Raw genomic sequence first — 23,743 nt, forward strand, 5'->3', positions numbered from 1 at the left:
GGGAATTCCGCGCTTTTTTCATTTATTCCGCGATTCGGGCGGGAATTCCGCGCTGTTTTGGATTATTCCGCGGCTCTGATGGGAATTCCGCGCTTTTTTCATTTATTCCGCGATTCGGGCGGGAATTCCGCGTTGTTTTCGTTTATTCCGCGGTTCTGATGGGAATTCCGCGCTTTTTAAATTTATTCCGCGGTTCCGGCGGGAATTCCGCGCTACTTTCGTTTTTTTCGCGATTCTGATGGGAATTCCGCGCTGTTTGGATTATTCCGCGGTTCTGACGGGAATTCCGCGTCATTTTAATTTATTCCGCGGTTCTGATGGGAACTCCGCGCTACTTTCGTTTTTCCGCGGCCCCCCGGTTTCCCCGCTATGCTTCATGTTATTCCGCGGTCCCCGGTTTCCCTGCGCTGCTTCATGTTATTCCGCGGTTCCCATCCACAAAAAGACCCATCTTCGGAAAAACAAAAGACGGGTGTAGTGATGAAGTAAGTTTGTATGATTTTATATTATTTCTTTTTAGGAATTTTTATTGTGATTTGATAATAATCGTCCATTTCTTTTTCATCAGATTCCACATCTACTCCGGTATCCGATACCATACTCAAGGACTGACGAATCGTGTTCATCGCTATTCGAATATCTTTATTGATTCCCTTTAATTTGGGCCGTTTCTTTTGCTGTTCTTCCTTTGGGTCATTCAGTTTAGCAATTCGCTCTTCTGTCTGTTTTACATTCAAATCGTTATCCATAATGACTTGCAGCATCTGCAGCTGTTTTTCCGGATCTTTCAATTTAATTAATGCCCGGGCATGCCTCTCTGAGATGGACTTGTTCAATAATGCTGTCTGGACTTCTTCTGGAAGCTTCAGTAGACGAAGCTTATTTGCAATTGTGGACTGATTTTTGCCAAGTCTTTGTGCTAGCGCTTCCTGTGTCAGTGAATGAAGCTCAAGAAGCTTTGCATATGCCAGTGCTTCTTCAATAACGGTCAGTTCTTCGCGCTGCAGGTTCTCAATTAAAGCAACCGAAGCTGTCTCAGCATCAGACATTTCACGAATGATTGCAGAAACCTTTTCCCAGCCAAGAAATTGGATTGCACGCCATCTACGTTCCCCGGCAATCAGCTCAAAATTTTCCTCGTCCAGTTTCCGAACGACTATTGGCTGAATCATCCCATGTGTATTGATTGTTTGCGCCAATTCCTTGATTTTTTCTTCTTTAAAGATTGTTCTAGGTTGAAAACGATTAGGCTGAATTCTCTCGACTTCAAGCTGAATCACTTCATCTGGAGAATAAGCTGGTTCCTCTACTTCAGAGTTCCCCTTATCGCCCATACCAAATATCCGATTAAAAGGATGTACCACTACCTGACACCACCTTCATAATTTAACAAATAAAAAATAAGTTCTCTATCTATGTATAAAATTGTTCCACGTGAAACAATTTGAATCTATTGATTCGCAGCTTCCTAAAAAACAGTATAGCATATGGATTTATAGCCATGATGAACCCCACAGCAAATTGCTGTGTTGGATTGCATATTTAATAAACCTATTTTACCATATCTAACAATGAAAAAGTAAAGAATAGTTTATGACTTTTTCGCTTTTGCTATATTTGGAATTGGAGATTCGGACTTATTCTATAGGTTCTTTATTTGGCATTCCTGCTTTTCTCGGATATTTCTTTGGGGTTTTTCTCTTCTTGGTTATAATGACGATGGAGCGCTCGCTTTCTTCCTGTGGGAGTTTGAATGTGTGCAATGCCTCTGTTTCTCCGCCCAATAATTCGATTGCATTCTTCCCATCATTCATTTCACTATTTGCCTGTGCGCCTTTCATTGCAATGAATACGCCATCTTTCTTCACTAGAGGAAGACATAATTCACTTAGTACAGACATTCTTGCCACAGCGCGTGCGGTTACGATATCAAAGGTCTCTCTAAATTGTTTGTTTTTGCCAAAGTTTTCTGCCCGGTCATGGTAGAAAGCAACATTAGATAATTTTAGCTGGTCGGCCAAATGATTTAAGAAACCAATTCTTTTTTGCAAGGAATCAACAATCGTCACCTTCAACTGCGGAAAACATATTTTCAGCGGAATGCTGGGGAAACCTGCACCTGCACCAACGTCACAAATATGCAAATCCTTATTCAGATTATAATAAAATGCAGCAGTGATACAGTCATAGAAGTGTTTTAAATACACTTCTTCTTCAGCTGTAATTGCTGTTAGATTGATTTTTTCATTCCACTCGACCAATGTCTTATAGTAAATGGAAAATTGTTCGCGCTGCGTATCATTTAATTCAATCCCCTGCTCTTTTAATGCGGTTACAAACTGTTCCGGATTCATGAATAAGCTAGCTCCTTCTTATGTAATGGAAAGATAGCGGCGTATCGAATTATACGCCGCTATCCCAAATTTAATCGATACCTGCTTAATTGGCAATTCTTGCGATATTTCCTTGTTGAATATAAACAAGCAAAATAGATACATCTGCAGGGTTCACGCCAGAGATTCTGGAAGCCTGCCCTACGGATAGCGGACGGACTTTTTTCAACTTCTCTGCTGCTTCTGTAGCAAGGCCATGGATATCATTATAGTCGATATCTGTTGGAATCTTTTTATCTTCCATTTTCAGCATACGTTCAACCTGTTCATTTGCCTTTTTAATATACCCTTCATACTTGATCTGAATTCCTACTTGTTCACTGACTTCTGCCGTGATATCTGAATAGGATTCAATCATTCGGTCGATCTTATCGTAATCCAACTCTGGGCGTTTCAATAGATCATATGCTTTTACAGCTTCTTTCAAGCGTGCAGCACCGGCTTCATCCATAATGGTATTGACCGCTTCGGAAGGCTTGATGATAATCTTGCTAAGACGCTTTTTCTCCTCTTCCACTAAACGCTTTTTCGCCATAAATGAATGATAGCGTTCTTCAGAGATCAAGCCCAGCTCGTATCCAATATCTGTCAGACGCAGATCGGCATTATCATGACGAAGAAGCAAGCGGTATTCTGCACGGGACGTCAACAGACGATAAGGTTCGTTCGTTCCCTTTGTAACCAGGTCATCTATCATAACACCGATGTAGGCTTGTGAACGGTCTAGAATAATCGGTTCTTTGCCAAGTGCTTTTGCAGCCGCATTAATTCCAGCCATAATTCCTTGTCCGGCAGCTTCTTCATATCCTGAAGTCCCATTAATCTGACCAGCTGTATATAGGCCAGGTATTTTTTTCGTTTCAAGTGTCGGCCAAAGCTGTGTCGGTACCATTGCATCATACTCGATGGCATATCCCGGCCGCATGATTTGGGCATTTTCCAGGCCGGGAATTGTTTTGATCATTTCATGCTGAATCGATTCAGGCAAGGAAGTAGATAATCCTTGAACATAAACCTCTTCTGTGTCTCTTCCTTCTGGCTCAAGGAAGATTTGATGACGCGGTTTATCATTAAAACGTACTATTTTATCTTCAATTGATGGACAATAACGCGGTCCAGTCCCCCGTTTCATTCCGGAGTACATCGCAGAAAGACCGAGGTTATCATTTATAACCTGGTGTGTGAATTCATTTGTGTACGTTAACCAGCAAGGAATTTGATCTGTTATCAATTCTGTTGTTTCATAGGAAAAGACTCTTGGATTATCATCCCCAGGCTGTATTTCCGTTTTCGAATAATCTACGGTATGGCTATTGACACGTGGAGGCGTTCCTGTTTTAAATCGTGTCAGCTCAAAACCAAGCTCTTCTAGATGTTCGGATAGCTTTACGGATGCACGTTGATTGTTTGGTCCACTCTCGTATTCCAAGTCTCCCATCAATACCTTACCGCGCATGAATGTACCTGTCGTAATGACAACGGAATCTGCATAATAAGCTGCATTTGTCTCCGTAATAACCCCTTTACAGATGCCATCTTCGACAATCAATGAATTTACCATTCCTTGACGGACGGTCAAATTCTGTTCATTCTCCATTAATCGTTTCATTTCTCTCATATATATCGGTTTATCAGCCTGTGCCCGTAATGCCTGCACAGCTGGGCCTTTACCTGTATTCAACATCCGCATTTGGATGTAGCTTTTATCAATAACCTTCCCCATAATACCCCCAAGGGCATCAATTTCACGGACAACAATCCCTTTTGCAGGACCGCCAATTGATGGATTACATGGCATGAACGCAATCATATCGAGGTTTAATGTAAGCATCAATGTTTTGGCACCCATCCGGGCAGAGGCAAAGCTTGCTTCTACACCGGCATGACCTGCGCCAATAACGATTACATCATAATTGCCAGCATTGTATGTCATCATGTTTCATCCTTTCTATTTCATTATATATATTAAAAACCACTATTTTTATTTTCCTAAGCAGAACTGTGAAAATAACTGATCAATTAAGCTATCACTTGCAGTATCGCCAATAATTTCACCTAAAAACTCCCAAGTTCGGGTTACATCAATTTGTACAATATCCAGCGGCATGCCAAGTTCAATGCCTTCCATTGCATCTTCCAGTGCTTGCTTTGCTTGTTTCAATAACTGGATATGACGTATATTCGAGACATATGTCATATCCCCTGTATCAATTTCTCCTGCAAAGAACGTGTCGGCAATCGCCTTTTCCAGCTCGTCCACCCCTTCTTCCTCTATTAAAGAAGTGGAAACAATTGGCCAATCTCCGGCAAACTCTTTTACTGTATCCATATCAAGCCGCTGCTCTAAATCGGTTTTATTAATTATTACAATATATTCCAGACCGCGGACAGCCTCAAAGAGCTTCCTGTCCTCTTCCGTCAATTCATCGTTAAAGTTTAACACAAACAGTATTAAATCGGACTCTTTTAGAACCTTTCGAGAACGTTCCACGCCAATTCTTTCAACGATATCTTCCGTTTCTCGGATTCCTGCCGTATCGACCAAACGAAGCGGCACCCCTCTGACATTGACATATTCTTCTATAATATCACGAGTCGTTCCAGGAATCTCCGTAACGATTGCCTTATTTTCCTGTACAAGTGTATTCATCAGCGATGATTTTCCTACATTCGGCCTGCCGATGATGGCAGTGGCAAGACCCTCCCGCAGTATTTTACCTTGCTTGGCAACTCCCAGCAGATCCTCGATGGCTGCGTGTACTTCCTTTGTCTTCGTCCGCATCATATCATTGGACATTTCTTCTACATCATCATATTCCGGGTAGTCAATATTCACTTCCACATGGGCAACCGTTTCAAGCAGATCCTGCCTCAGCTTCTGGATTAGACCGGATAATCGCCCATCCATCTGCTTCAAAGCGACAGACATTGCCTTATCCGTTTTCGCACGAATTAAATCCATGACTGCTTCTGCCTGTGATAAATCAATTCGGCCGTGCAAAAATGCACGTTTGGTAAATTCCCCCGGTTCGGCCAAGCGTGCTCCTTTAGCTAAGATAATCTCCAGCACCCTATTGACCGCAACCATACCACCATGACAATTGATCTCGACGACATCTTCCCGGGTAAATGTCTTTGGTGCACGCATGACAGAAACCATTACTTCTTCAGCAATTTCGTTCGTCTGCGGCTCCAAAATCTTCCCGTAATGAATCGTATGTGAATCAACATTAATGAGGTCCTTGCCTTTAAAAATCCCTGCTGTGATTGAAATTGCTTCCGGACCGCTTAACCGCACGATTGCTATTGCACCCTCACCAATCGGGGTTGAAATCGCAGTAATTGTATCTGTCTCCATACATGTCACCTCCAACTTTTTTCCTTCTTGCATCTATATAAACCAACATTATTATTTTTAACGTCACTAACAAATTAGAATAACATAATTCAGAGCAAAAATAAAGTTATCCACAAATAAATTTATTTTCTTTGAGGGATTCTTTTTATCCACATGTTAATAATTTTTCAATCTATATCTTTGTTTTTTCAGGCAAAAAAAATATAATAGATTTGATTATTACTAAAAATCACCAATCTAAAGACGAATGATTTTAGGAAAGGAAGCTCTAAATGTTCATTTTTAGCGTTGGATTTTTTATAATGCCGAAGTGACTGCTTTGTTGACTTCCATTCTGGGAAATCGGCTTCCGCTGGCACGGCTTCAGCCTCCTCGCGGAAAATCAACGCTGTAGGGTCTTCAGAAATGTGCTGTTCCCGCAGGAGTCGGCTTCCCTCCATTTCAATCAGTAAGTTTTATAGCAGAATACTATCTCCATTAAGAATTAGCACACACAACTCATATTCACTTGCTGCGAGGCAATACAAAAAGACAAATCCGATCTTATATCGTCCGGATTTGTCTTTGACTTTAATAAAAAAGTTGTCGCAGCTTCTTTTGCGGATTTCCTGATTTTTACTGCTCTCTTGGAATTTGTCCCTTTTCTTCATGGTCATCCCGTTCATTGTGGCCTTCCATACGGTCTACCGTCCCTTCCATATACGTATCGGAAACCTGTTCATGGGAGATAGCCATTCCCTTCGATAATTGGTCCTTGCTGTAGTAATCAGAGTTCTGGTACGTTTTATCGGCAACTGTTTTTGCTTTTTCATCTATTTTCTTTTTCATTCCGTCAAAATCCTCCTTTATCATGCTTTCAATCCATTCATGATCCGTGTCAAATCCAGCAGCAATTCGGCAACTTCGGGCTCTTTGAGCAGTATCGGCATCTGATCGTTGATTGTTATCATACAGGAATCTGTCTGCTTGCTTAAATAGTGATTTAGCTGTGTCAGATTTTGTTCCGAAAGAATGGAAGTAGTTTGCAGATTTTTAACCTGAGTCAGATAGAACATATCCTTCCCATGGTCAAATTCACCACTGAAAATCTTACCTGAAAAATTTTCCAAGCTATTTAGCTCCTTTTATATTGGAGTGAATATCAGTAGTATGCTGAACTTTTGACGGATTCATGCATCTGGAACCAAGCAGACAATGATAGAGCTTCTTGCAAATAGCTGTAAGTAAGCGATCAATTGGAAGAAACTGCGAGGTAACAGCAACCGTCGCTTCCTATGAAAACGCGCAAAAAAAGACCCTGGAAGCTAATCCAAGGTCAGACCCTATTAAGGTTTGATGACGATATGCCGATGTGGTTCTATTCCGTCCGAATAAGTAGATACCCCACCATTATCCTGAAGCGTACTGTGAATGATCTTACGCTCAAATGCCGGCATAGGCTCGAGTGCCACCTTTTTGTTTATCCGTTTCGCTTTTTCGGCCATTTTAATTGCCAAGGATTCAAGGGTTGCTTTCCTTCGCGTTCGGTAACCTTCTGCATCCAATGTAACGGTAAAATAGTCTTTACTATCCTTATTGATTGCCAGATGCACCAAATATTGCAGCGCATTCAGGGTTTGTCCACGTTTACCTATAATAATTGCGATATTTTCGCCATCCATTTCATAGGTAATATGGTTCCCTTCAACTGTTGTAGTGAGTTCAACATTTAAATTCATGTTGCTTGTGACTTCTTTGATGAATTTTTCCGCTTCCTGAACCGGGTTTTTGGCACGGGCTACCTTGACGATAGCCGGTTTGGAACCGAAGATGCCAAGAACACCTTTCTTGCCTTCATCGATCACGTCTATTTCCACTTGGTCCCTCGTGGTGTTTAACTGCTCTAATGCTGATAGAACCGCTTCTTCAACTGTTTGTCCGCTAGCAGTTATTTCTCTCACTATTCTTCTCCTCCATTACTTGTTCGTCATCATTGGCTTATTAATGAGAAGTGTCTGAACAACCATAAAGATATTCCCTGTTACCCAATATAGTGCCAACGCAGCTGGGAAGAATAAAGCAAATACACCAATCATGATTGGCATTACATATAACATAACCTGCATTTGGATCGCCATCTGCGGATTGCTTTTCATTGTTGTATTGCTGGACATCATCAGTTTCTGCTGCAGGAAGGTAAATGCTGCAGTCAATATCGGTAAAATGAAATACGGATCCGGTGATCCAAGTTCAAACCATAGAAAACTGTAGGAGTTAATTTCATCCGTACGCATGATTGCATGATACATCGCAATCAGAATCGGCATCTGGATAAATATCGGCAGACAGCCGGCAAGTGGATTTACGCCATTCTTCTGGAACAGCTCCATTGTTTCCTGCTGCAGCTTCTGCTGGGTATTAGCATCCTTTGAACTGTATTTTTTCTGTATTTCCTTTAGCTCCGGCTGAATTTCCTGCATTGCCTTTGAACTTTTTACCTGTTTAACGTTCAATGGCATCAGCAGTGTGCGTATTAGAATCGTCACAATAACAATAGATAGACCATAGCTATTACTGAAGAATTCCGCTATTTTTATAATTACCCATGAAAGCGGGTAAACGAATATCGTGTTCCAAATCCCTTCGCTTTCTGATGTAATCGGCTGGTTTACCTCCGTACACCCAGAAAGAATTGCCAATAAACCGATTAAGGTTATAAGCAATAAATACTTTTTACGCAATTTATTTCCTCCTTAACATAACCCATTCATGCTTATCTGCTATTTTATCTTAATTAGAATGAAGATTCTATCCTAAACTTTAAAATTTCGCTTTATTTCTTCAATAATTTCTCTTTATATAGCAAATGCGTCAAACTTTTTTTGATTTCCTCATAGCCCATCGCTTTTGTCGGGTTCCTGGCAATGATGACAATATCATGCGGATAGCGAATCTGTCCCTCCAGTTCCTGAAAGGCCTGGCGCAGATATCGCTTGATTCTATTCCTGGTCACCGCGTTGCCAATTTTTTTGCCGACGGACAGACCAATCCGGAAATGCTCCTGTTCTTCCTTTTTTACATAATAAATAACAAGCTGCCGGTTGGCAAAAGACTTTCCATGTTTAAACGTGAACTGGAATTCTTCATTCTTTTTAATTCGAAATGGTTTCTTCATCTTAATCACCTTTGTTACTGCCTTACACCTGCAAGCCTGTAAGTCATATGTATAAAAAAAGCAGCTTGATCACTGCTTCTTCATCTTTTCTTTATTTCACTATAGTACAGAAAAAAAACCACTAGTACAGAAAAAAAACCACTGATATTTCAGTGGCCTATGCAGATAATACTTTTCTTCCTTTACGACGACGACGAGCTAAGACGTTACGTCCGTTTTTCGTACTCATGCGCGCGCGAAAGCCATGTACTTTTTTGCGTTTACGATTATTTGGTTGATAAGTTCTTTTCATGTATCTTGCACCTCCCCAAGGGAACCCTTTTCAATATCTGAATGTAAATAATAACTAATCAATAGACAGTCCTTGATATTATACGAAATAGTAATGCCATCTGTCAACTCTGTTTCCACTAATTATTATCCACAGCCCTCGTGGATTCGTTTTTAGACCATCCATTTCTATCCACAATCATTATTTACATGTTAATCACAAAATATAGTAGTGTGGATATTTTAAATACACAAGCAGTGGGATATGTGGATAACTATCTAAAAACCATTGCTTTATTACCTTTTATTTGATATTATATTTATGTTTTAACCTGTGGAAATTGAAAATGCAGTAAATACTTATGCACAATCTGTGGATAACATGTGGATACTTGTTCACACCACATCGAACAACCTTTTCAACAGATTTGTGGATAACGTTCATAACTGGCAGCAGATCCTGTTAACAGTAGCTTCAGATGTCCACAATCCTATTTTTTCTTTAACTCATTTTATTTTTCCTATTACTCCATCTTGTATTGGAGAATATACTGATATGCCTTCCATCTTACGTAAAGATTGAGAAAGGCTTTTTCTGTCATGGATGAAAAGCATATTTACAGAAGTGCCTGGGTAGATGCAGGGATCCTTATGCCCTGCAGGAGCGTGGGTCAGTTCATTGTTGCCGCAAAAGCGGATTCCGCATTGGCTTGTCTATGTAAAAATGAGTCGCCCATTTCTATTACTTGATTGACCTAAGCATAAGAAGATTATTGAAAGGAGTGAAATCGATTTTGGAAAACATCGAAGAACTATGGGTTGCTACCTTAGAGAAAATTGAAGAAAAAATAAGCAAACCCAGCTTTGATACTTGGTTGAAAAATACAAAGGCTGAAACCCTCGAGAAAGATACATTGATTATTTCTGCTCCAAATGAATTTGCCAGAGACTGGCTGGAAAATCAGTATACTGAACTCATATCCGAAATTCTTGATGAGGTAACCGGCACAAAGCTGAATACCAAATTTATTATTCCTGATTCCACTGCAGAATTAGAGGACCTTAAGCCAATGCCGAAACCAAAACCAAGTATGAACAGCACGGAAACACCAAAATCAATGCTAAATTCCAAATACACATTCGATACATTTGTAATTGGTGCAGGGAATCGATTTGCTCATGCTGCTTCACTGGCTGTAGCAGAAGCACCTGCAAAAGCATACAACCCACTCTTTATCTATGGTGGAGTTGGACTGGGAAAAACACATTTAATGCATGCTATCGGGCACTATGTCCGTGAACATAATCCAAATGCAAAAGTGGTTTACATTACTTCTGAGAAATTTACCAATGAATTTATCAACGCGATTATGGACAATAAATCGAACAGCTTTCGAAATAAATACCGCAATATTGATGTCCTGTTAATTGATGATATTCAATTTATTGCTGGAAAAGAATCAACTCAGGAAGAATTTTTCCATACATTCAATGCATTGCATGAGGAAAGCAAGCAAATCATCATCTCCAGTGATCGTCCACCAAAGGAAATCCCTACATTGGAGGATCGTCTGCGTTCAAGATTTGAATGGGGATTGATTACCGATATTACACCACCAGATCTGGAAACAAGGATAGCGATATTAAATAAAAAGGCCAAGGCTGAGGGACTTGATATCCCAAATGAAGTCATGCTTTATATTGCGAACCAGATCAATACGAATATTCGGGAGCTGGAAGGTGCCCTGATACGGGTGGTTGCCTTCTCTTCCCTGGTCAATAAGGATATTGACGCATCTCTTGCTGCCGATGCGCTTAAAGACATCATCCCAAGCAGCAAACCGAAAGTGATCACCATTAAAGGTATACAAGAATTGGTAGGCGAACGCTATAGCATCAGGCTTGAAGATTTTGTTGCCAAAAAGCGTACAAAGTCCATCGCCTTTCCAAGACAGATCGCCATGTACCTATCTCGTGAGCTAACCGATTTTTCATTGCCTAAGATAGGTGAAGAGTTCGGCGGCCGAGACCATACAACGGTAATCCATGCACATGAAAAAATCTCCAGATTGCTGGAGGAAGACTCGGATCTAAACCGCGATATTGAAGATATCAAAGAAAAATTGAAATCCATCCAGTAACTGATCGTGTTTACCATCCGTTTCAATTCAATCAATCTAAATTATAGGGCTATCCACATGTGAATACTGTTTATAACTGCGCAACAATATGAACAGGTTATGCACATGTGGAAAACTTTTAGACATATAACGATTATTCACTTATCCACATAATCACAGGCCCTATTACTATTATTACTGTTTTTTTTATAAATAAAAATAAATAAAAGAACTTCCATTAGGAGGATATTTCCATGAAATTTACTATTCAACGAGATCAATTAATTGCTGGTGTGCAGGATGTAATGAAAGCCATATCGTCCAGAACAGTCATACCGATATTGACAGGTATGAAAATTGAAGCAAAGCAGCACGGCATAACATTAACAGGAAGTGATTCCGACATTTCCATCGAATCTTACATACCAGCAGAAGAAAATGGTGTGGTTCAAGTTGAAGAAATTGAAGAAGGAACCATCGTGCTGCAGGCAAAATATTTCCCTGATATTGTCCGTAAACTGCCAGAGAAGAGTGTTGAGATTGAAGTGGATTCAAGTCTTAAGGTGACAATCAGATCTGGTAAAGCAGAATTCAACCTAAATGGACAGGATGCTGAAGAATATCCGCATCTTCCTAAGCTGCAGACAGAGAACAGCTTTGAAATGCCAATTGATTTATTGAAGAGCATGATAAAACAGACGGTATTTGCTGTTTCAACAATGGAAACTCGTCCGATTCTTACAGGTGTCAATCTTAAATTGGCCAATAATGTGCTTGCCTTTACGGCCACAGACAGCCATCGTCTGGCCAAAAGGGAAATCCCTGTAGCAGATGCAAATATGGAATTCCAGCAGATCGTTGTACCAGGGAAAAGCTTAAATGAACTATATAAAATCCTGGATGATACAGAAGAAACCGTGGAAATCAGTGTGACCAACAATCAAATTCTGTTCCGTACAAAGCATTTGAATTTCCTATCCCGGCTGCTTGATGGGAACTATCCGGAAACATCGAGGCTTATCCCTGAGCAAAGTAAAACGAAGCTCCAGGTCAAGACAAAAGAACTGCTCAGTACAATAGACCGCGCCTCCCTGCTTGCTAAAGAGGAACGCAATAATGTTGTCAGGCTCTTTACACAGGGAAGTTCCGTGATTGAGATTTCCAGCAACTCACCGGAAGTGGGAAACGTTGTTGAAGAGATCTCTGTTGAGACGATTGAAGGGGAAGAACTGAAAATCTCGTTCAGCTCCAAATATATGATTGATGCCCTAAAAGCAATTGAATACGACGAGGTTACGATTGAATTTACCGGAGCAATGCGTCCTTTCGTCATTCGCCCGTTGAATGAGGATTCGATTTTACAATTGATTCTTCCAGTAAGAACGTACTAAGTTTCATTTATGACGGATAACAAAAAAGCTCTTTATAGGGCTTTTTTTGTTACTGAATCAAAATTAAAGCCATTTTCAGCGTTTTTGAGGGAAATGAGGGCCAAACCTTTCATTTCCTCCAAAACTTTAGTAAAATAGGTTTATAAGACTTTTAAACATATATGGTGAAAAAATTAAAATAGAATTTGGTGATGAGCTTGCATGAACAAATAGAAATAAATACGGAGTATATTACGTTAGGCCAATTTATTAAAGTACTTAATATTTTGGAATCCGGCGGAATGGTAAAAGCTTTTCTTGCAGATGTTGGGGTCCTTGTTAACGGGGAACTGGAACAGCGCCGCGGCAGGAAGCTTTATGCCAATGATGTGGTCAAAATCGAAGGCACTGGTTCGTATATTGTAGCTAAAAAGGATTAGCCTGCATGCATATTGAACAGCTTCAATTAAAAAATTACCGTAACTATGATTCATTGGATCTTTCCTTTGATGACAAAGTGAATGTGATCATTGGAGAGAATGCCCAAGGGAAAACCAACTTGATGGAGGCTATCTATGTCCTCGCATTTTCAAAATCCCATCGCACATCAAAGGAAAAAGAGCTTATACAATGGGAAAAGGAATATGCTAAAATAGAAGGTAGAATAACAAAGCGCAATGAATCCATTCCACTTGAGATCATCGTTTCTACAAAAGGAAAAAAAGCCAAATTAAACAGACTCGAGCAACGGCGGCTCAGTGATTATATCGGAGCCATTAATGTCGTCATGTTCGCCCCAGAGGATTTAACTCTCGTAAAGGGCCCACCCCACATTCGAAGACGTTTTATTGATATGGAGCTTGGTCAAATCCAGCCAAGATATATTTATCATTTAGGTCAGTATCAAAAAATACTTAAGCAACGGAATCACTTATTAAAGCAAATGCAGATCAAAAGAACCACTGATCTGACAATGCTCGACGTGCTCACAGAGCAATTGATCGAACATGCCGCAACTTTATTGGAAAGACGGTTTATTTTCTTGGATCTGCTGCGGAAATGGGCCCAGCCCATTCATCATGGCATCAGCCGACAGCTCGAAAACCTGGAAATTCGCTATAGTCCAACAATAGAAGTATCAGAAGACACAAATAAGGAAAAAATAGGAAATATCTATCATGATAAATTTCAGGAAATCAGACAAAAGGAAATAGATCGGGGAACAACCTTGATCGGTCCGCATAGGGATGATCTTCTATTCTTTGTGAATGGCAAAGATGTGCAGACATTCGGGTCACAAGGCCAACAGCGAACAACTGCATTATCGATTAAATTGGCTGAGATAGAACTTATCTATCAGGAGGTTGGAGAATATCCAATTCTGCTGCTGGATGATGTGCTGAGTGAACTTGATGATTACAGACAGTCCCATTTGCTGAACACCATTCAAGGGAAGGTGCAGACATTCGTCTCCACTACAAGTGTTGATGGAATTAATCACGATACATTAAAACAGGCTGAATTGTTTCGCGTAGCAGATGGCAAGGTTGATAGGTGAAACGGGCATAGAAGTGGAGTGACATGATGTTTATTCATATTGGAAATGGAAATGTTATACAATCCGAAGATATTGTTGCAATCATAGATTGTAACTTATTGTCATCCTCTACCATCACCGAAGAAATGATGATTGCTGCCAAACAAAAGAAAAAAGTCATTGGTCCTAAAAAGGATGCAAAGGCATTGATGATCACTAAAGATTTCATATACTTCAGCACGTTATCGGTTTCGACCCTTAAGAAAAGATCGAGCATTATTTCAACGATCAATAAATTGGATGATTATTCAGAGGAACTTACGTAAAGAGCAGCGGCAATAGGATGTATAGCTGCCATATCTAGTGAAGGTTAACACAAGCGTATTTCAAGAGAAATGAGTGTGAGAAAATGTCAATGGAAGACAACGTAACAGAAAATCAAGCATATGATGCCGACCAGATACAAGTCCTGGAAGGATTGGAAGCAGTACGTAAACGACCTGGTATGTATATTGGCTCAACCAGTGAAAAAGGACTGCACCATCTCGTCTGGGAAATTGTCGATAACAGTATTGATGAAGCACTTGCTGGATATTGCGATCATATTCAGGTCATCATTGAGAAGGACAACAGTATTACGGTCAAAGATAATGGCCGCGGGATTCCAGTAGATATCCAGAAGAAGACAGGGCGCCCTGCACTTGAAGTCATCATGACCGTCCTTCATGCAGGGGGTAAGTTCGGTGGTGGAGGCTATAAGGTTTCCGGTGGTCTGCACGGTGTAGGTGCATCGGTTGTTAACGCCTTATCCAGCAATCTGGAGGTATATGTGCATCGAAATGAAAAGGTATATTTCCTTGGCTTTGCCAAAGGCGTTCCACTCGGTGAAATTGAGGTTGTCGGCGAAACAGATATAACCGGTACAGTGACACATTTCACTCCGGATCCCGAGATTTTCACTGAAACAACTGACTATAATTTTGAGACATTGGAACAGCGGTTAAGAGAACTGGCATTTTTGAACAAGGGCCTGACCATTACAATCGAAGACAAACGTACCGACAGAGAGCCTGTCACCTACTACTATGAAGGTGGAGTGAGTTCATATGTCGAATATATCAACAAAAATAAAGAAGTATTACATGAACCGTTTTATGCAGAAGGAGAAGATAAGGGGATAGCTGTCGAGGTCGCGATACAATATAACGATGGCTTTTCAAGTAACTTATTCTCCTTTGCTAACAATATTCATACGTATGAGGGCGGGGCACATGAAGTTGGTTTCCGGAGCGGACTGACTCGTGTAATCAATGATTATGCGCGAAAAAACAATCTCATCAAAGAAAATGAAACAAACCTTTCCGGCGATGATGTGCGTGAAGGGATGACAGCAATTGTCTCTGTAAAACATCCGGATCCGCAATTTGAAGGACAGACCAAAACAAAGCTTGGAAACAGTGAAGTCAGAACAATCACCGATTCTGTATTCAGTGAGTTATTTTCAAAATTCCTTTATGAGAACCCAACTACTGCCAGAATCATCGTTGACAAAGGTCTGATGGCATCAAGGGCACGACTTGCTGCGAAAAAGGCCAGAGAGCTGACGCGTCGGAAAAGTGCTTTGGAAATTTCGAGCCTGCCAGGTAAATTAGCTGACTGCTCATCAAAAGATGCAACAATCAGTGAATTATATATTGTTGAGGGGAACTCTGCCGGAGGATCTGCAAAATCTGGGCGTGACCGCCATTTCCAGGCAATTCTTCCATTACGAGGCAAAATTCTCAATGTAGAGAAAGCACGTCTTGACCGGATATTATCGAATGCAGAAATCCGTTCTATGATTACTGCACTTGGAACAGGCGTTGGGGATGACTTTGATATATCGAAAGCCCGCTATCATAAGATTGTCATTATGACAGATGCCGATGTTGATGGTGCACATATACGTACATTACTATTGACATTTTTCTTCCGTTATATGCGTCCGCTGATCGATAATGGGTATATTTATATCGCACAGCCACCACTATTCCAAGTGAAGCAGGGTAAGTCAGTCCAATATGTCTACGACGATAAGGAATTAACAAGAGTCTTAGCAGAAGTTCCGGCAACTCCAAAACCGGCTATCCAGCGTTATAAAGGGCTTGGCGAAATGGATGCGGAGCAACTATGGGAAACTACCATGGACCCGGAAAAGCGTACCCTGCTGCAGGTTGAACTGTCCGATGCGATTGAAGCAGATCAGGTCTTTGATATGCTAATGGGCGATAAAGTGGAACCAAGAAGAAACTATATCGAAGAAAATGCAAAATACGTCCAAAACTTGGATATTTAAATAAAAACATGGCTGCTTTTTAGATGCGGATGCACCTTAATTTGGAGCTGTTTCAGTATAAATGATAGTCATAATAACGTTATCAGAGGTAAGAAGAAAGCGTAAGGATTGGCAATTCACTAAGTAATTTTACGAATGGAGTACAATCCTTTCCTGCTCTTTTGCTTCTAGGAAAGCATAGGAATTGTTTTCCTAATGGGAGGTATTAAAATGGCGGAGGAACGTCGAAACGTTCAGGAAGTTAACATAAGTAATGAAATGCGTACATCTTTTCTGGATTATTCTATGAGTGTTATTGTATCAAGGGCATTGCCTGATGTACGGGATGGTATGAAACCAGTACACCGCAGGATCTTATATGCTATGAATGATTTAGGAATGCATTCAGATAAGGCACATAAAAAATCAGCACGTATCGTTGGAGAAGTTATCGGTAAGTATCACCCGCATGGTGATACAGCTGTTTACGAAACGATGGTTCGTATGGCTCAGGACTTCAGCTATCGTAATATGCTGGTAGACGGACATGGAAACTTTGGTTCTGTCGATGGCGACCAAGCGGCAGCAATGCGTTATACAGAAGCAAGAATGTCTAAGATTGCAATGGAACTCGTTCGGGATTTGAATAAGGACACGGTTGATTACCGGGATAACTACGATGGCTCTGAAAGAGAACCGGTTGTTTTCCCTGCCAGGTTCCCGAATTTGCTTGTAAACGGAACATCGGGGATCGCGGTTGGTATGGCGACAAATATCCCTCCGCATAATTTAAGAGAGACGATTGATGCCGTATTGGCTATCAGTAAAGATCCGGAAATAACCATTGATGAATTGATGGAAGACTATATTCATGGACCCGACTTTCCAACGTCAGGAATCATAATTGGCAGAAGCGGTATCCGCAAAGCATATGAAACTGGAAAAGGTTCCATTACGATGCGTGCACGAGTGGATATAGAGGAGCATGCAAACGGAAAGTCAACCATACTTGTTACCGAATTGCCGTATCAGGTCAATAAAGCTAGATTGGTTGAGAAAATAGCAGAGCTTGTCCGTGATAAAAGAATCGAAGGAATCACAGACTTACGAGATGAATCGTCACGTGATGGTATGCGAATCGTCATGGAGGTTCGCCGTGATGCGAATGCCAATGTTATTTTAAATAACCTGTATAAATACACTTCATTACAGACTACGTTCGGCGTTAATACGCTGGCACTTGTCGATGGAGAGCCAAAGGTATTAACCATTAAGCAGTGCTTAGAGCATTATTTGGATCATCAAAAGGTCGTCATCAGACGACGGACTGCCTTTGAACTGAAAAAAGCAGAAGCGCGTGCACATATCCTGGAAGGATTGCGTATTGCATTGGATCATCTTGACGAAGTCATTTCGTTAATTCGCAATTCAAAAACGACCGATATTGCACGGAATGGATTAATCGAGCGCTTTAATCTATCTGAAAAGCAGGCCCAGGCTATTTTGGATATGCGTTTGCAGCGCTTGACGGGTCTGGAACGCGAAAAGATTGAAAATGAGTACAGTGAACTTATGCAGCTTATTGGAGAACTGAAAGAAATTTTGGCCAATGAGGAAAAGGTATTGGAAATCATTCGTGAAGAGCTCACTGAAATAAAAGAGCGTTTTGGTGATGATCGCCGAACCGAGATTGTAGCTGGTGGTGCTGGATTCTTTGAAGATGAGGACCTAATTCCGGAAGAGAATATCGTAATCACCTTAACAAACCAGGGATATATTAAACGGCTTCCGGCTTCAACTTATCGTACACAAAAACGTGGTGGACGCGGAATTCAGGGTATGGGTACTAACGAAGATGATTTCGTGGAACATCTTGTCTCCACATCCACACATGATACAGTGCTTTTCTTTACGAATAAAGGAAAAGTATACAAAGCGAAAGGCTATGAAGTTCCTGAATATAGCCGCACGGCCAAAGGGATTCCAATCATTAATCTGCTTCAGGTCGAAAAGGGAGAATGGGTGAATGCCGTCATCTCGGTGACTGATTATGATGAAGAAGCATTCCTGTTCTTTACGACTAAACACGGTATTGCAAAACGTACATCACTCGATAAGTTCCAGAACATTCGCAAAGGCGGACTGATTGCTGTTGGCCTTCGAGAAGATGATGAATTGATATCTGTAAGGTTAACCGATGGAAATAAGGATATGATGATTGCAACGAAAAATGGCTATCTGATCCGATTTGAAGAAACACAGATTCGCGCTATGGGCAGAACGGCAGCAGGTGTGAAGGGTATCTCGCTAAGAGACGATGATATCGTTGTTTCCATGGAAATTATTGAACCCGATTCAAAAATCCTTCATGTGACGAATAAAGGCTTTGGTAAACAAACTTACGAGTCTGAGTATCGTCGTATTAACCGCGGAGGAAAAGGTGTTTTCACATGTAAACTTGATGAGAAAACAGGCAATGTCGTTGCAGTGAAGGCTGTTGATGGTGATGAGGATCTAATGATGATAACCATTGCCGGTGTTCTGATCCGTATCCAGGTTTCCGAGATTTCCATAACCGGACGCAATACCAAAGGTGTTCATCTGATTCGTCTGCAGGAAGGCGAAGAAGTGGCAACTGTCACCAAAATAGCGAAAGATGTGGAAGAGGTAGTGGATGAGCTGGCTGATGTAACCGAAGTGGCAGATCAGACAGATCAAACAGACCAGGAGACAGATACTGCTGAAGCAACTGTTGAAAACAAAGAGAATACAGACGAAACAGCAACAGATGAAGAATAACGTAGTTTAAAGGACTAAAATGGCAGGATGACTCAGGAAAGTAATTCATTTCTTTTCGGAGTCATCTTCTTTAGCTTAATATATTGGGGGAATCCACATGAGAGTAGCACCGTCGCAACTTGTTCCAGGATGTATACTGCTGATGGAGGTAAAAGGCAAATCCAATCGTCCGATTATCGTAAAAAATACCGTTCTAACGGACAAACATATCGAAATTCTGGAAAAATTTCTCGTCGAATCTGTCGAGGTATCCTCCAAGCTTTCCGATGGAGAGGAATTTAGTCCGAAATCATCCGTACATAGAAATGATGAAAAAATAGAATTCCCCCCCGATGTTCGTAAAGAAAAGAATGAGCTTTCTTTTATGGCGAACTATAAAAAGGCAGTGACAGCCTTTAAAAAGCAGTATCAAAAATGGCAAAACAGTATGCCAATCGATATTCCAGCCATTCGAAAGATTATGATTCCATTGCTGGAACAGATAGAAACGATCCCTTCTGCAGCAATTTATGCACTCCATGAGCACGGAGAGAAAAGGGATTATATCTATTATCATTGTGTGGCTGTTTCGCTTACTTCCGCATATCTCGGTAAAAAAATGGGCTACTCCAAAGGTGAATGGCTTCAGATTGGTTTAGCAGGATTGTTAAGTGATTGCGGATTGGCGCGGATTGATGCAGATATCCTTTTAAAAGCCGGTCCATTGACGGAGAGCGAGTATACTGCCGTTAAGAATCACCCGACATACTCCTATCGAATGGTCGAAAACCTGCCAACCATTACACCTGGTGTTAAACTAGCGGTATTGCAGCATCATGAGCGTGTCGATGGATATGGCTATCCGCTGGGGATTTCAAAAGAAAAAATTCATCAATATGCTAAAGTGGTGGCCGTAGCAGACATGTATCATGCAATGACCAGTGAACGCTTATACCGAAAAAAGATATCACCATTCAAGGTTATTGAGGAAATCCAAAGGGAGCGGTATCTAAAATTTGATTCCGAAACAGTCGATTGTTTCCTGGCAAGTATCGATTCACTGACATTGGGAGCAAAAGTCATACTATCCGACAATACTAGCGGAGAAATCGTCTTTATCAACCCTGCCCAGCCTACCCGGCCGATGGTACGCATCGCAGAGAGTGATGAGATCATCTCCCTTGAACAAGTGCCGGAATTGTATATTGAAAAAATTTCAGCGAGCTAGCCAATGGCAGCACGCTGAAATTTTTTTGCCTTTTTGACATGCAGTCTCCTTCTGATTCTCTCTTTATTTTCCATATTTTCTAAGCAGCTCTTCTCCAATCAGCTCAGGAATCTTCTCAGATGTCACTTCCAGGAAACGGCTAATGTAAGGGAAATCACGATCGGGCCTTGATAACAGCAAATCTCCCCACCATTCGGCTTCATAACGGCAGAGCATACTAAGATTGAAAAGGATTAAATAATGGGACATCACCTCTGGAAACGGGAGAAAATGATCCCGATGCAACGGGAAATACACCTTTTTGTTATACATATGGGTAACAAATGGGGAATGGGAGGAATCAAGCGATCTTTCTAGCCGAATGGAGATAGAATCATTGTCCATATCTACTTGTTTAATCGCCGGAAGGTACCCCTCTACCCTGTGGATGAATGCCTTGTCTGTCAGATGATAGCTATCGAGCAATGAAAGCGGAAACTTGAGCAATGATGAATCCGAGGTGCCGACAACAATCATTTTTGCCTTCTTCTCAAGAGAATAAAAATCTTCCATTTCCGGCAGCGTGCTGAAAAGGACGTCCATTCGCAGTTTTTCATAGGAAATGTTTTTCAGCGAATACAAATGCTCAGAGAAATAGGGAAACAATCCCTGCCGCTGCAGCTTTACTTCATCGTCCATAAAGGTGTACTGTTTCTTCTTCCGTTTTCTTACGGTAACACCATGTGCCAGCATGGAAGTTGATTCCGGATAATCCGGACGCACTGTCAGGAGGTATGCCTTCAACAGATGTGTCATCCCATAGAAATAGAGGACTGGCTTCACAACATCGTCTGCCCCTCTTCCATTCGCATAAAATTTCTGACCATGATCGAGGTAATACATAAACGTTTGGCTGTTCTGATAGCTTTTGGCTTCTCTATCTGCCATTTCGCGATAACATGTAAACAGATATTCCTGTGCGGTCTGCTGTGTATTGATATACATATAAAAGTCATTTGCTTTCATTGGATTCTGAACCTCATAACTATCTTAATATTTAGAATGTAGTTTCTTTTATATTTCCATAAATAGCTGGTTGAAAAACATCACTGATTAGAGTAATGTATATAAAAATAGATATACGTACATAGTTTAAACGATAAAAGAATACTTCATTCATGATGAAGTTCGCTGCCGGTAATATGGCGGTTATGGACAAATAGTTGTCCGCAATAGAAGGCCTTGGAGTATCAAGCTTGATCAACGGTCAGCACAACTGTGTAAAGACATATAATCTGCATCATAAAACTTAAGGAGGAGTAAGAATGAGACAAGATAAGTTTGCTAAAGAAGGATTAACATTTGATGATGTATTGCTAATGCCGGCAGAATCAGAGGTTTTACCGAGTGGTGTCAGTCTAAGTACGCAGCTTTCATCGAAACTGAAGCTGAAATCTCCATTTATCAGTGCTGGAATGGATACCGTTACTGAAGCAGAGATGGCCATCGCTATGGCTCGTCAGGGTGGATTTGGTGTCATCCATAAAAATATGACGATTGAAGAACAGGCAGAGCAAGTTGATCGCGTAAAACGTTCAGAGAGTGGCGTTATTACCAACCCTTTCTTCCTCACTCCTGAACATCAGGTATATGATGCGGAACATTTGATGGGCAAATTCCGAATTTCCGGTGTACCGATTGTGAACAATATCGAAGAGCAGAAGCTTGTCGGCATATTGACAAATCGGGATCTGCGTTTTATTCAAGACTATAGCATTATGATTTCAGAAGTTATGACAAATGAAAATCTGGTCACTGCTCCAGTCGGTACCACTTTGGATGAAGCGGAAAAACTTCTCCAGCAGTACAAAATCGAAAAATTGCCGCTCGTGGATGAAACCAATGTATTGAAAGGCCTAATTACCATTAAGGATATTGAAAAAGTCATTGAGTTTCCAAATTCCGCTAAAGATGACCAAGGACGTCTGTTGGTTGCTGCTGCGGTAGGTGTTACAGGAGATGCGATGCTGCGAATCGAAAAACTGGTTGCAGCAGGTGTTGATGCAATTGTTATCGATACAGCCCATGGACATTCTAAAGGTGTACTTACCCAGCTAAAGGCCATTCGGTCGGCATATCCTGATCTTGATATTATTGCAGGGAATGTTGCTACAGCGGAAGGTACCAAGGCCTTGATTGAAGCTGGCGCATCGATTGTAAAAGTAGGGATTGGACCTGGATCGATCTGTACAACTCGTGTTGTTGCAGGTGTTGGTGTACCGCAGATTACCGCTGTTTATGACTGCGCTGCGGCAGCTGCAGAATACGGAAAACCAGTTATTGCAGATGGTGGAATCAAATACTCTGGAGATATTGTAAAGGCATTGGCAGCCGGAGCACATGCGGTCATGATTGGCAGTATGTTTGCAGGAACGACCGAAAGCCCTGGAGAGACAGAAATCTATCAAGGCAGAAAATACAAAGTATACCGTGGAATGGGATCTGTTGGCGCCATGAAAGCAGGCTCAAAGGATCGCTATTTCCAAAGTGAATCCGAAAATAAAAAGCTTGTTCCGGAGGGTATTGAAGGTAGGGTAGCCTATAAAGGTGCACTTTCTGATACTTTCCATCAGCTTGTCGGAGGATTGCGTTCCGGTATGGGCTATTGCGGTGCAGAAAACATTGATGCTTTGCGCAACGATTCCCGCTTCATCCGGATTACAGGTGCCGGTCTTCGTGAAAGTCATCCACATGACGTCCAAATTACCAAAGAAGCACCAAATTACTCTGTTAACTAGGCTGTCTTCTAATATTTTATATAAAAGACGTAACAGGAATAAAAGCACCAGCCGATTTTTCCCCGGCTGGTGCTTTTAGCTTTCTCGGAAGGAACCCACTTCCTGCGGGATCTTCACCTGATGCTTTTCCCGCTGTACCTCCCTGGTTTCTATCAGCAGTCTAAAATTATTTATGGATTTATTCTAATACAATCGAATAAGAATAAAACGCAATAAATACGATAACAGCTTCGGCCGATTTCCGCTCCGGGCAGTCGCTTTCCGCGGCGGGCGCTCTCAGCTTCCTCGGAAGGAACCCACTTCCTGCGGGATCTTCAGCCGTTGCTTTTCCCGCTGTACCTCCTGGGATTTGACCAACAATCTCAAATTGTTTAAGGATTTATTATAATACAATCGAATAAGAATAAAACTCAAAAATACGATACCTGCTTCGGCCGATTTTCG

Annotated in this window: 22 protein-coding genes; 10 read left to right on the forward strand and 12 right to left on the reverse strand. The window is 41.2% G+C overall.

What is annotated here, in order from left to right:
- The coding region (locus OMHG_RS18975; protein ID WP_010648895.1) for a hypothetical protein at positions 1–239 on the forward strand (239 nt) is incomplete at its 5' end.
- Between the two features lie 267 nt (positions 240–506).
- On the opposite strand, the gene noc is transcribed toward OMHG_RS18975, so the two are convergent.
- From noc to rpmH, 11 genes are all read right to left on the reverse strand, one after another.
- Positions 507–1,364: a nucleoid occlusion protein gene (noc, locus tag OMHG_RS05160; RefSeq protein ID WP_010648896.1), complete on the reverse strand. Its 858-nt coding sequence runs from the start codon at positions 1,362–1,364 to the stop codon at positions 507–509.
- 273 nt (positions 1,365–1,637) lie between these two features.
- Positions 1,638–2,354, reverse strand: a complete 717-nt coding sequence (gene rsmG / locus OMHG_RS05165) for a 16S rRNA (guanine(527)-N(7))-methyltransferase RsmG (RefSeq protein ID WP_010648897.1) — start codon at positions 2,352–2,354, stop codon at positions 1,638–1,640.
- 85 nt (positions 2,355–2,439) lie between these two features.
- The gene (mnmG, locus tag OMHG_RS05170) at positions 2,440–4,326 is read right to left on the reverse strand and encodes a tRNA uridine-5-carboxymethylaminomethyl(34) synthesis enzyme MnmG (RefSeq protein ID WP_010648899.1); all 1,887 of its coding nucleotides are present in this window, start codon (positions 4,324–4,326) and stop codon (positions 2,440–2,442) included.
- Between the two features lie 48 nt (positions 4,327–4,374).
- Positions 4,375–5,751 (reverse strand): tRNA uridine-5-carboxymethylaminomethyl(34) synthesis GTPase MnmE, encoded by a 1,377-nt coding sequence (gene mnmE, locus OMHG_RS05175; RefSeq protein ID WP_010648900.1) that lies wholly within the window; start codon positions 5,749–5,751, stop codon positions 4,375–4,377.
- Between the two features lie 188 nt (positions 5,752–5,939).
- Entirely contained in the window at positions 5,940–6,191 is a 252-nt protein-coding gene (locus tag OMHG_RS05180; RefSeq protein WP_044476710.1) for a hypothetical protein, read from the reverse strand.
- Positions 6,192–6,366: 175 nt separating this feature from the next.
- The gene (locus OMHG_RS05185) at positions 6,367–6,579 is read right to left on the reverse strand and encodes a YozQ family protein (protein WP_010648901.1); all 213 of its coding nucleotides are present in this window, start codon (positions 6,577–6,579) and stop codon (positions 6,367–6,369) included.
- A gap of 20 nt (positions 6,580–6,599) precedes the next feature.
- Positions 6,600–6,860 carry a hypothetical protein gene (locus OMHG_RS05190; RefSeq protein WP_010648902.1) on the reverse strand — a complete coding sequence of 87 codons (261 nt, stop codon included), beginning with the start codon at positions 6,858–6,860 and terminating at the stop codon, positions 6,600–6,602.
- A 216-nt stretch (positions 6,861–7,076) separates the two neighbouring features.
- On the reverse strand, positions 7,077–7,691 hold the full coding sequence (jag, locus tag OMHG_RS05195; RefSeq protein ID WP_010648903.1) for an RNA-binding cell elongation regulator Jag/EloR: 615 nt from the start codon (positions 7,689–7,691) through the stop codon (positions 7,077–7,079).
- Positions 7,692–7,706: 15 nt separating this feature from the next.
- Positions 7,707–8,471 carry a YidC family membrane integrase SpoIIIJ gene (gene spoIIIJ / locus OMHG_RS05200; protein WP_010648904.1) on the reverse strand — a complete coding sequence of 255 codons (765 nt, stop codon included), beginning with the start codon at positions 8,469–8,471 and terminating at the stop codon, positions 7,707–7,709.
- Positions 8,472–8,563: 92 nt separating this feature from the next.
- Complete coding sequence (gene rnpA / locus OMHG_RS05205) at positions 8,564–8,905, reverse strand: ribonuclease P protein component (protein WP_010648906.1); 342 nt, start codon at positions 8,903–8,905, stop codon at positions 8,564–8,566.
- A 157-nt stretch (positions 8,906–9,062) separates the two neighbouring features.
- The gene (gene rpmH / locus OMHG_RS17760; RefSeq protein WP_010648907.1) at positions 9,063–9,197 is read right to left on the reverse strand and encodes a 50S ribosomal protein L34; all 135 of its coding nucleotides are present in this window, start codon (positions 9,195–9,197) and stop codon (positions 9,063–9,065) included.
- Positions 9,198–9,969: 772 nt separating this feature from the next.
- Between rpmH and dnaA the strand changes: the two genes are divergently transcribed.
- From dnaA to OMHG_RS05245, 8 genes are all read left to right on the forward strand, one after another.
- Positions 9,970–11,316: a chromosomal replication initiator protein DnaA gene (gene dnaA / locus OMHG_RS05210; protein ID WP_010648909.1), complete on the forward strand. Its 1,347-nt coding sequence runs from the start codon at positions 9,970–9,972 to the stop codon at positions 11,314–11,316.
- Between the two features lie 233 nt (positions 11,317–11,549).
- Entirely contained in the window at positions 11,550–12,686 is a 1,137-nt protein-coding gene (gene dnaN / locus OMHG_RS05215; RefSeq protein WP_010648912.1) for a DNA polymerase III subunit beta, read from the forward strand.
- A 197-nt stretch (positions 12,687–12,883) separates the two neighbouring features.
- Positions 12,884–13,105: a S4 domain-containing protein YaaA gene (gene yaaA, locus OMHG_RS05220; protein ID WP_010648913.1), complete on the forward strand. Its 222-nt coding sequence runs from the start codon at positions 12,884–12,886 to the stop codon at positions 13,103–13,105.
- A 5-nt stretch (positions 13,106–13,110) separates the two neighbouring features.
- Positions 13,111–14,223 carry a DNA replication/repair protein RecF gene (recF, locus tag OMHG_RS05225; protein ID WP_010648914.1) on the forward strand — a complete coding sequence of 371 codons (1,113 nt, stop codon included), beginning with the start codon at positions 13,111–13,113 and terminating at the stop codon, positions 14,221–14,223.
- 26 nt (positions 14,224–14,249) lie between these two features.
- A complete protein-coding gene (remB, locus tag OMHG_RS05230; RefSeq protein ID WP_010648916.1) occupies positions 14,250–14,528 on the forward strand; it encodes an extracellular matrix regulator RemB in 279 nt (92 codons plus the stop codon).
- An 83-nt stretch (positions 14,529–14,611) separates the two neighbouring features.
- Positions 14,612–16,537, forward strand: coding sequence for a DNA topoisomerase (ATP-hydrolyzing) subunit B (gene gyrB / locus OMHG_RS05235; protein ID WP_010648917.1), 1,926 nt, complete (start codon positions 14,612–14,614; stop codon positions 16,535–16,537).
- 210 nt (positions 16,538–16,747) lie between these two features.
- Positions 16,748–19,315 carry a DNA gyrase subunit A gene (gene gyrA / locus OMHG_RS05240; protein WP_010648919.1) on the forward strand — a complete coding sequence of 856 codons (2,568 nt, stop codon included), beginning with the start codon at positions 16,748–16,750 and terminating at the stop codon, positions 19,313–19,315.
- A gap of 97 nt (positions 19,316–19,412) precedes the next feature.
- The gene (locus OMHG_RS05245) at positions 19,413–20,522 is read left to right on the forward strand and encodes an HD-GYP domain-containing protein (RefSeq protein WP_010648921.1); all 1,110 of its coding nucleotides are present in this window, start codon (positions 19,413–19,415) and stop codon (positions 20,520–20,522) included.
- A 63-nt stretch (positions 20,523–20,585) separates the two neighbouring features.
- Here OMHG_RS05245 and OMHG_RS05250 read toward each other — a convergent pair whose 3' ends face one another.
- Entirely contained in the window at positions 20,586–21,527 is a 942-nt protein-coding gene (locus tag OMHG_RS05250; protein ID WP_010648922.1) for a YaaC family protein, read from the reverse strand.
- Positions 21,528–21,826: 299 nt separating this feature from the next.
- Here OMHG_RS05250 and guaB point away from each other — a divergent pair, with 299 nt between their 5' ends.
- Positions 21,827–23,299 carry an IMP dehydrogenase gene (gene guaB / locus OMHG_RS05255; RefSeq protein ID WP_010648925.1) on the forward strand — a complete coding sequence of 491 codons (1,473 nt, stop codon included), beginning with the start codon at positions 21,827–21,829 and terminating at the stop codon, positions 23,297–23,299.
- Positions 23,300–23,743 lie beyond the last annotated feature (444 nt).

This window comes from Oceanobacillus massiliensis str. N'diop (assembly GCF_000285495.1).
Lineage (GTDB): Bacteria > Bacillota > Bacilli > Bacillales > Amphibacillaceae > Oceanobacillus > Oceanobacillus massiliensis.

What these genes read in the sequence shown, in the direction of transcription:
- rsmG (WP_010648897.1), bottom strand. Translation starts at nt 2,354, where the DNA reads ATGAATCCGGAACAGTTTGTAACCGCATTAAAAGAGCAGGGGATTGAA.
- mnmG (WP_010648899.1), bottom strand. Translation starts at nt 4,326, where the DNA reads ATGACATACAATGCTGGCAATTATGATGTAATCGTTATTGGCGCAGGT.
- mnmE (WP_010648900.1), bottom strand. Translation starts at nt 5,751, where the DNA reads ATGGAGACAGATACAATTACTGCGATTTCAACCCCGATTGGTGAGGGT.
- OMHG_RS05180 (WP_044476710.1), bottom strand. Translation starts at nt 6,191, where the DNA reads ATGGAGGGAAGCCGACTCCTGCGGGAACAGCACATTTCTGAAGACCCT.
- OMHG_RS05185 (WP_010648901.1), bottom strand. Translation starts at nt 6,579, where the DNA reads ATGAAAAAGAAAATAGATGAAAAAGCAAAAACAGTTGCCGATAAAACG.
- rnpA (WP_010648906.1), bottom strand. Translation starts at nt 8,905, where the DNA reads ATGAAGAAACCATTTCGAATTAAAAAGAATGAAGAATTCCAGTTCACG.
- rpmH (WP_010648907.1), bottom strand. Translation starts at nt 9,197, where the DNA reads ATGAAAAGAACTTATCAACCAAATAATCGTAAACGCAAAAAAGTACAT.
- dnaN (WP_010648912.1), top strand. Translation starts at nt 11,550, where the DNA reads ATGAAATTTACTATTCAACGAGATCAATTAATTGCTGGTGTGCAGGAT.
- recF (WP_010648914.1), top strand. Translation starts at nt 13,111, where the DNA reads ATGCATATTGAACAGCTTCAATTAAAAAATTACCGTAACTATGATTCA.
- remB (WP_010648916.1), top strand. Translation starts at nt 14,250, where the DNA reads ATGTTTATTCATATTGGAAATGGAAATGTTATACAATCCGAAGATATT.
- gyrB (WP_010648917.1), top strand. Translation starts at nt 14,612, where the DNA reads ATGTCAATGGAAGACAACGTAACAGAAAATCAAGCATATGATGCCGAC.
- gyrA (WP_010648919.1), top strand. Translation starts at nt 16,748, where the DNA reads ATGGCGGAGGAACGTCGAAACGTTCAGGAAGTTAACATAAGTAATGAA.
- OMHG_RS05245 (WP_010648921.1), top strand. Translation starts at nt 19,413, where the DNA reads ATGAGAGTAGCACCGTCGCAACTTGTTCCAGGATGTATACTGCTGATG.
- OMHG_RS05250 (WP_010648922.1), bottom strand. Translation starts at nt 21,527, where the DNA reads ATGAAAGCAAATGACTTTTATATGTATATCAATACACAGCAGACCGCA.
- guaB (WP_010648925.1), top strand. Translation starts at nt 21,827, where the DNA reads ATGAGACAAGATAAGTTTGCTAAAGAAGGATTAACATTTGATGATGTA.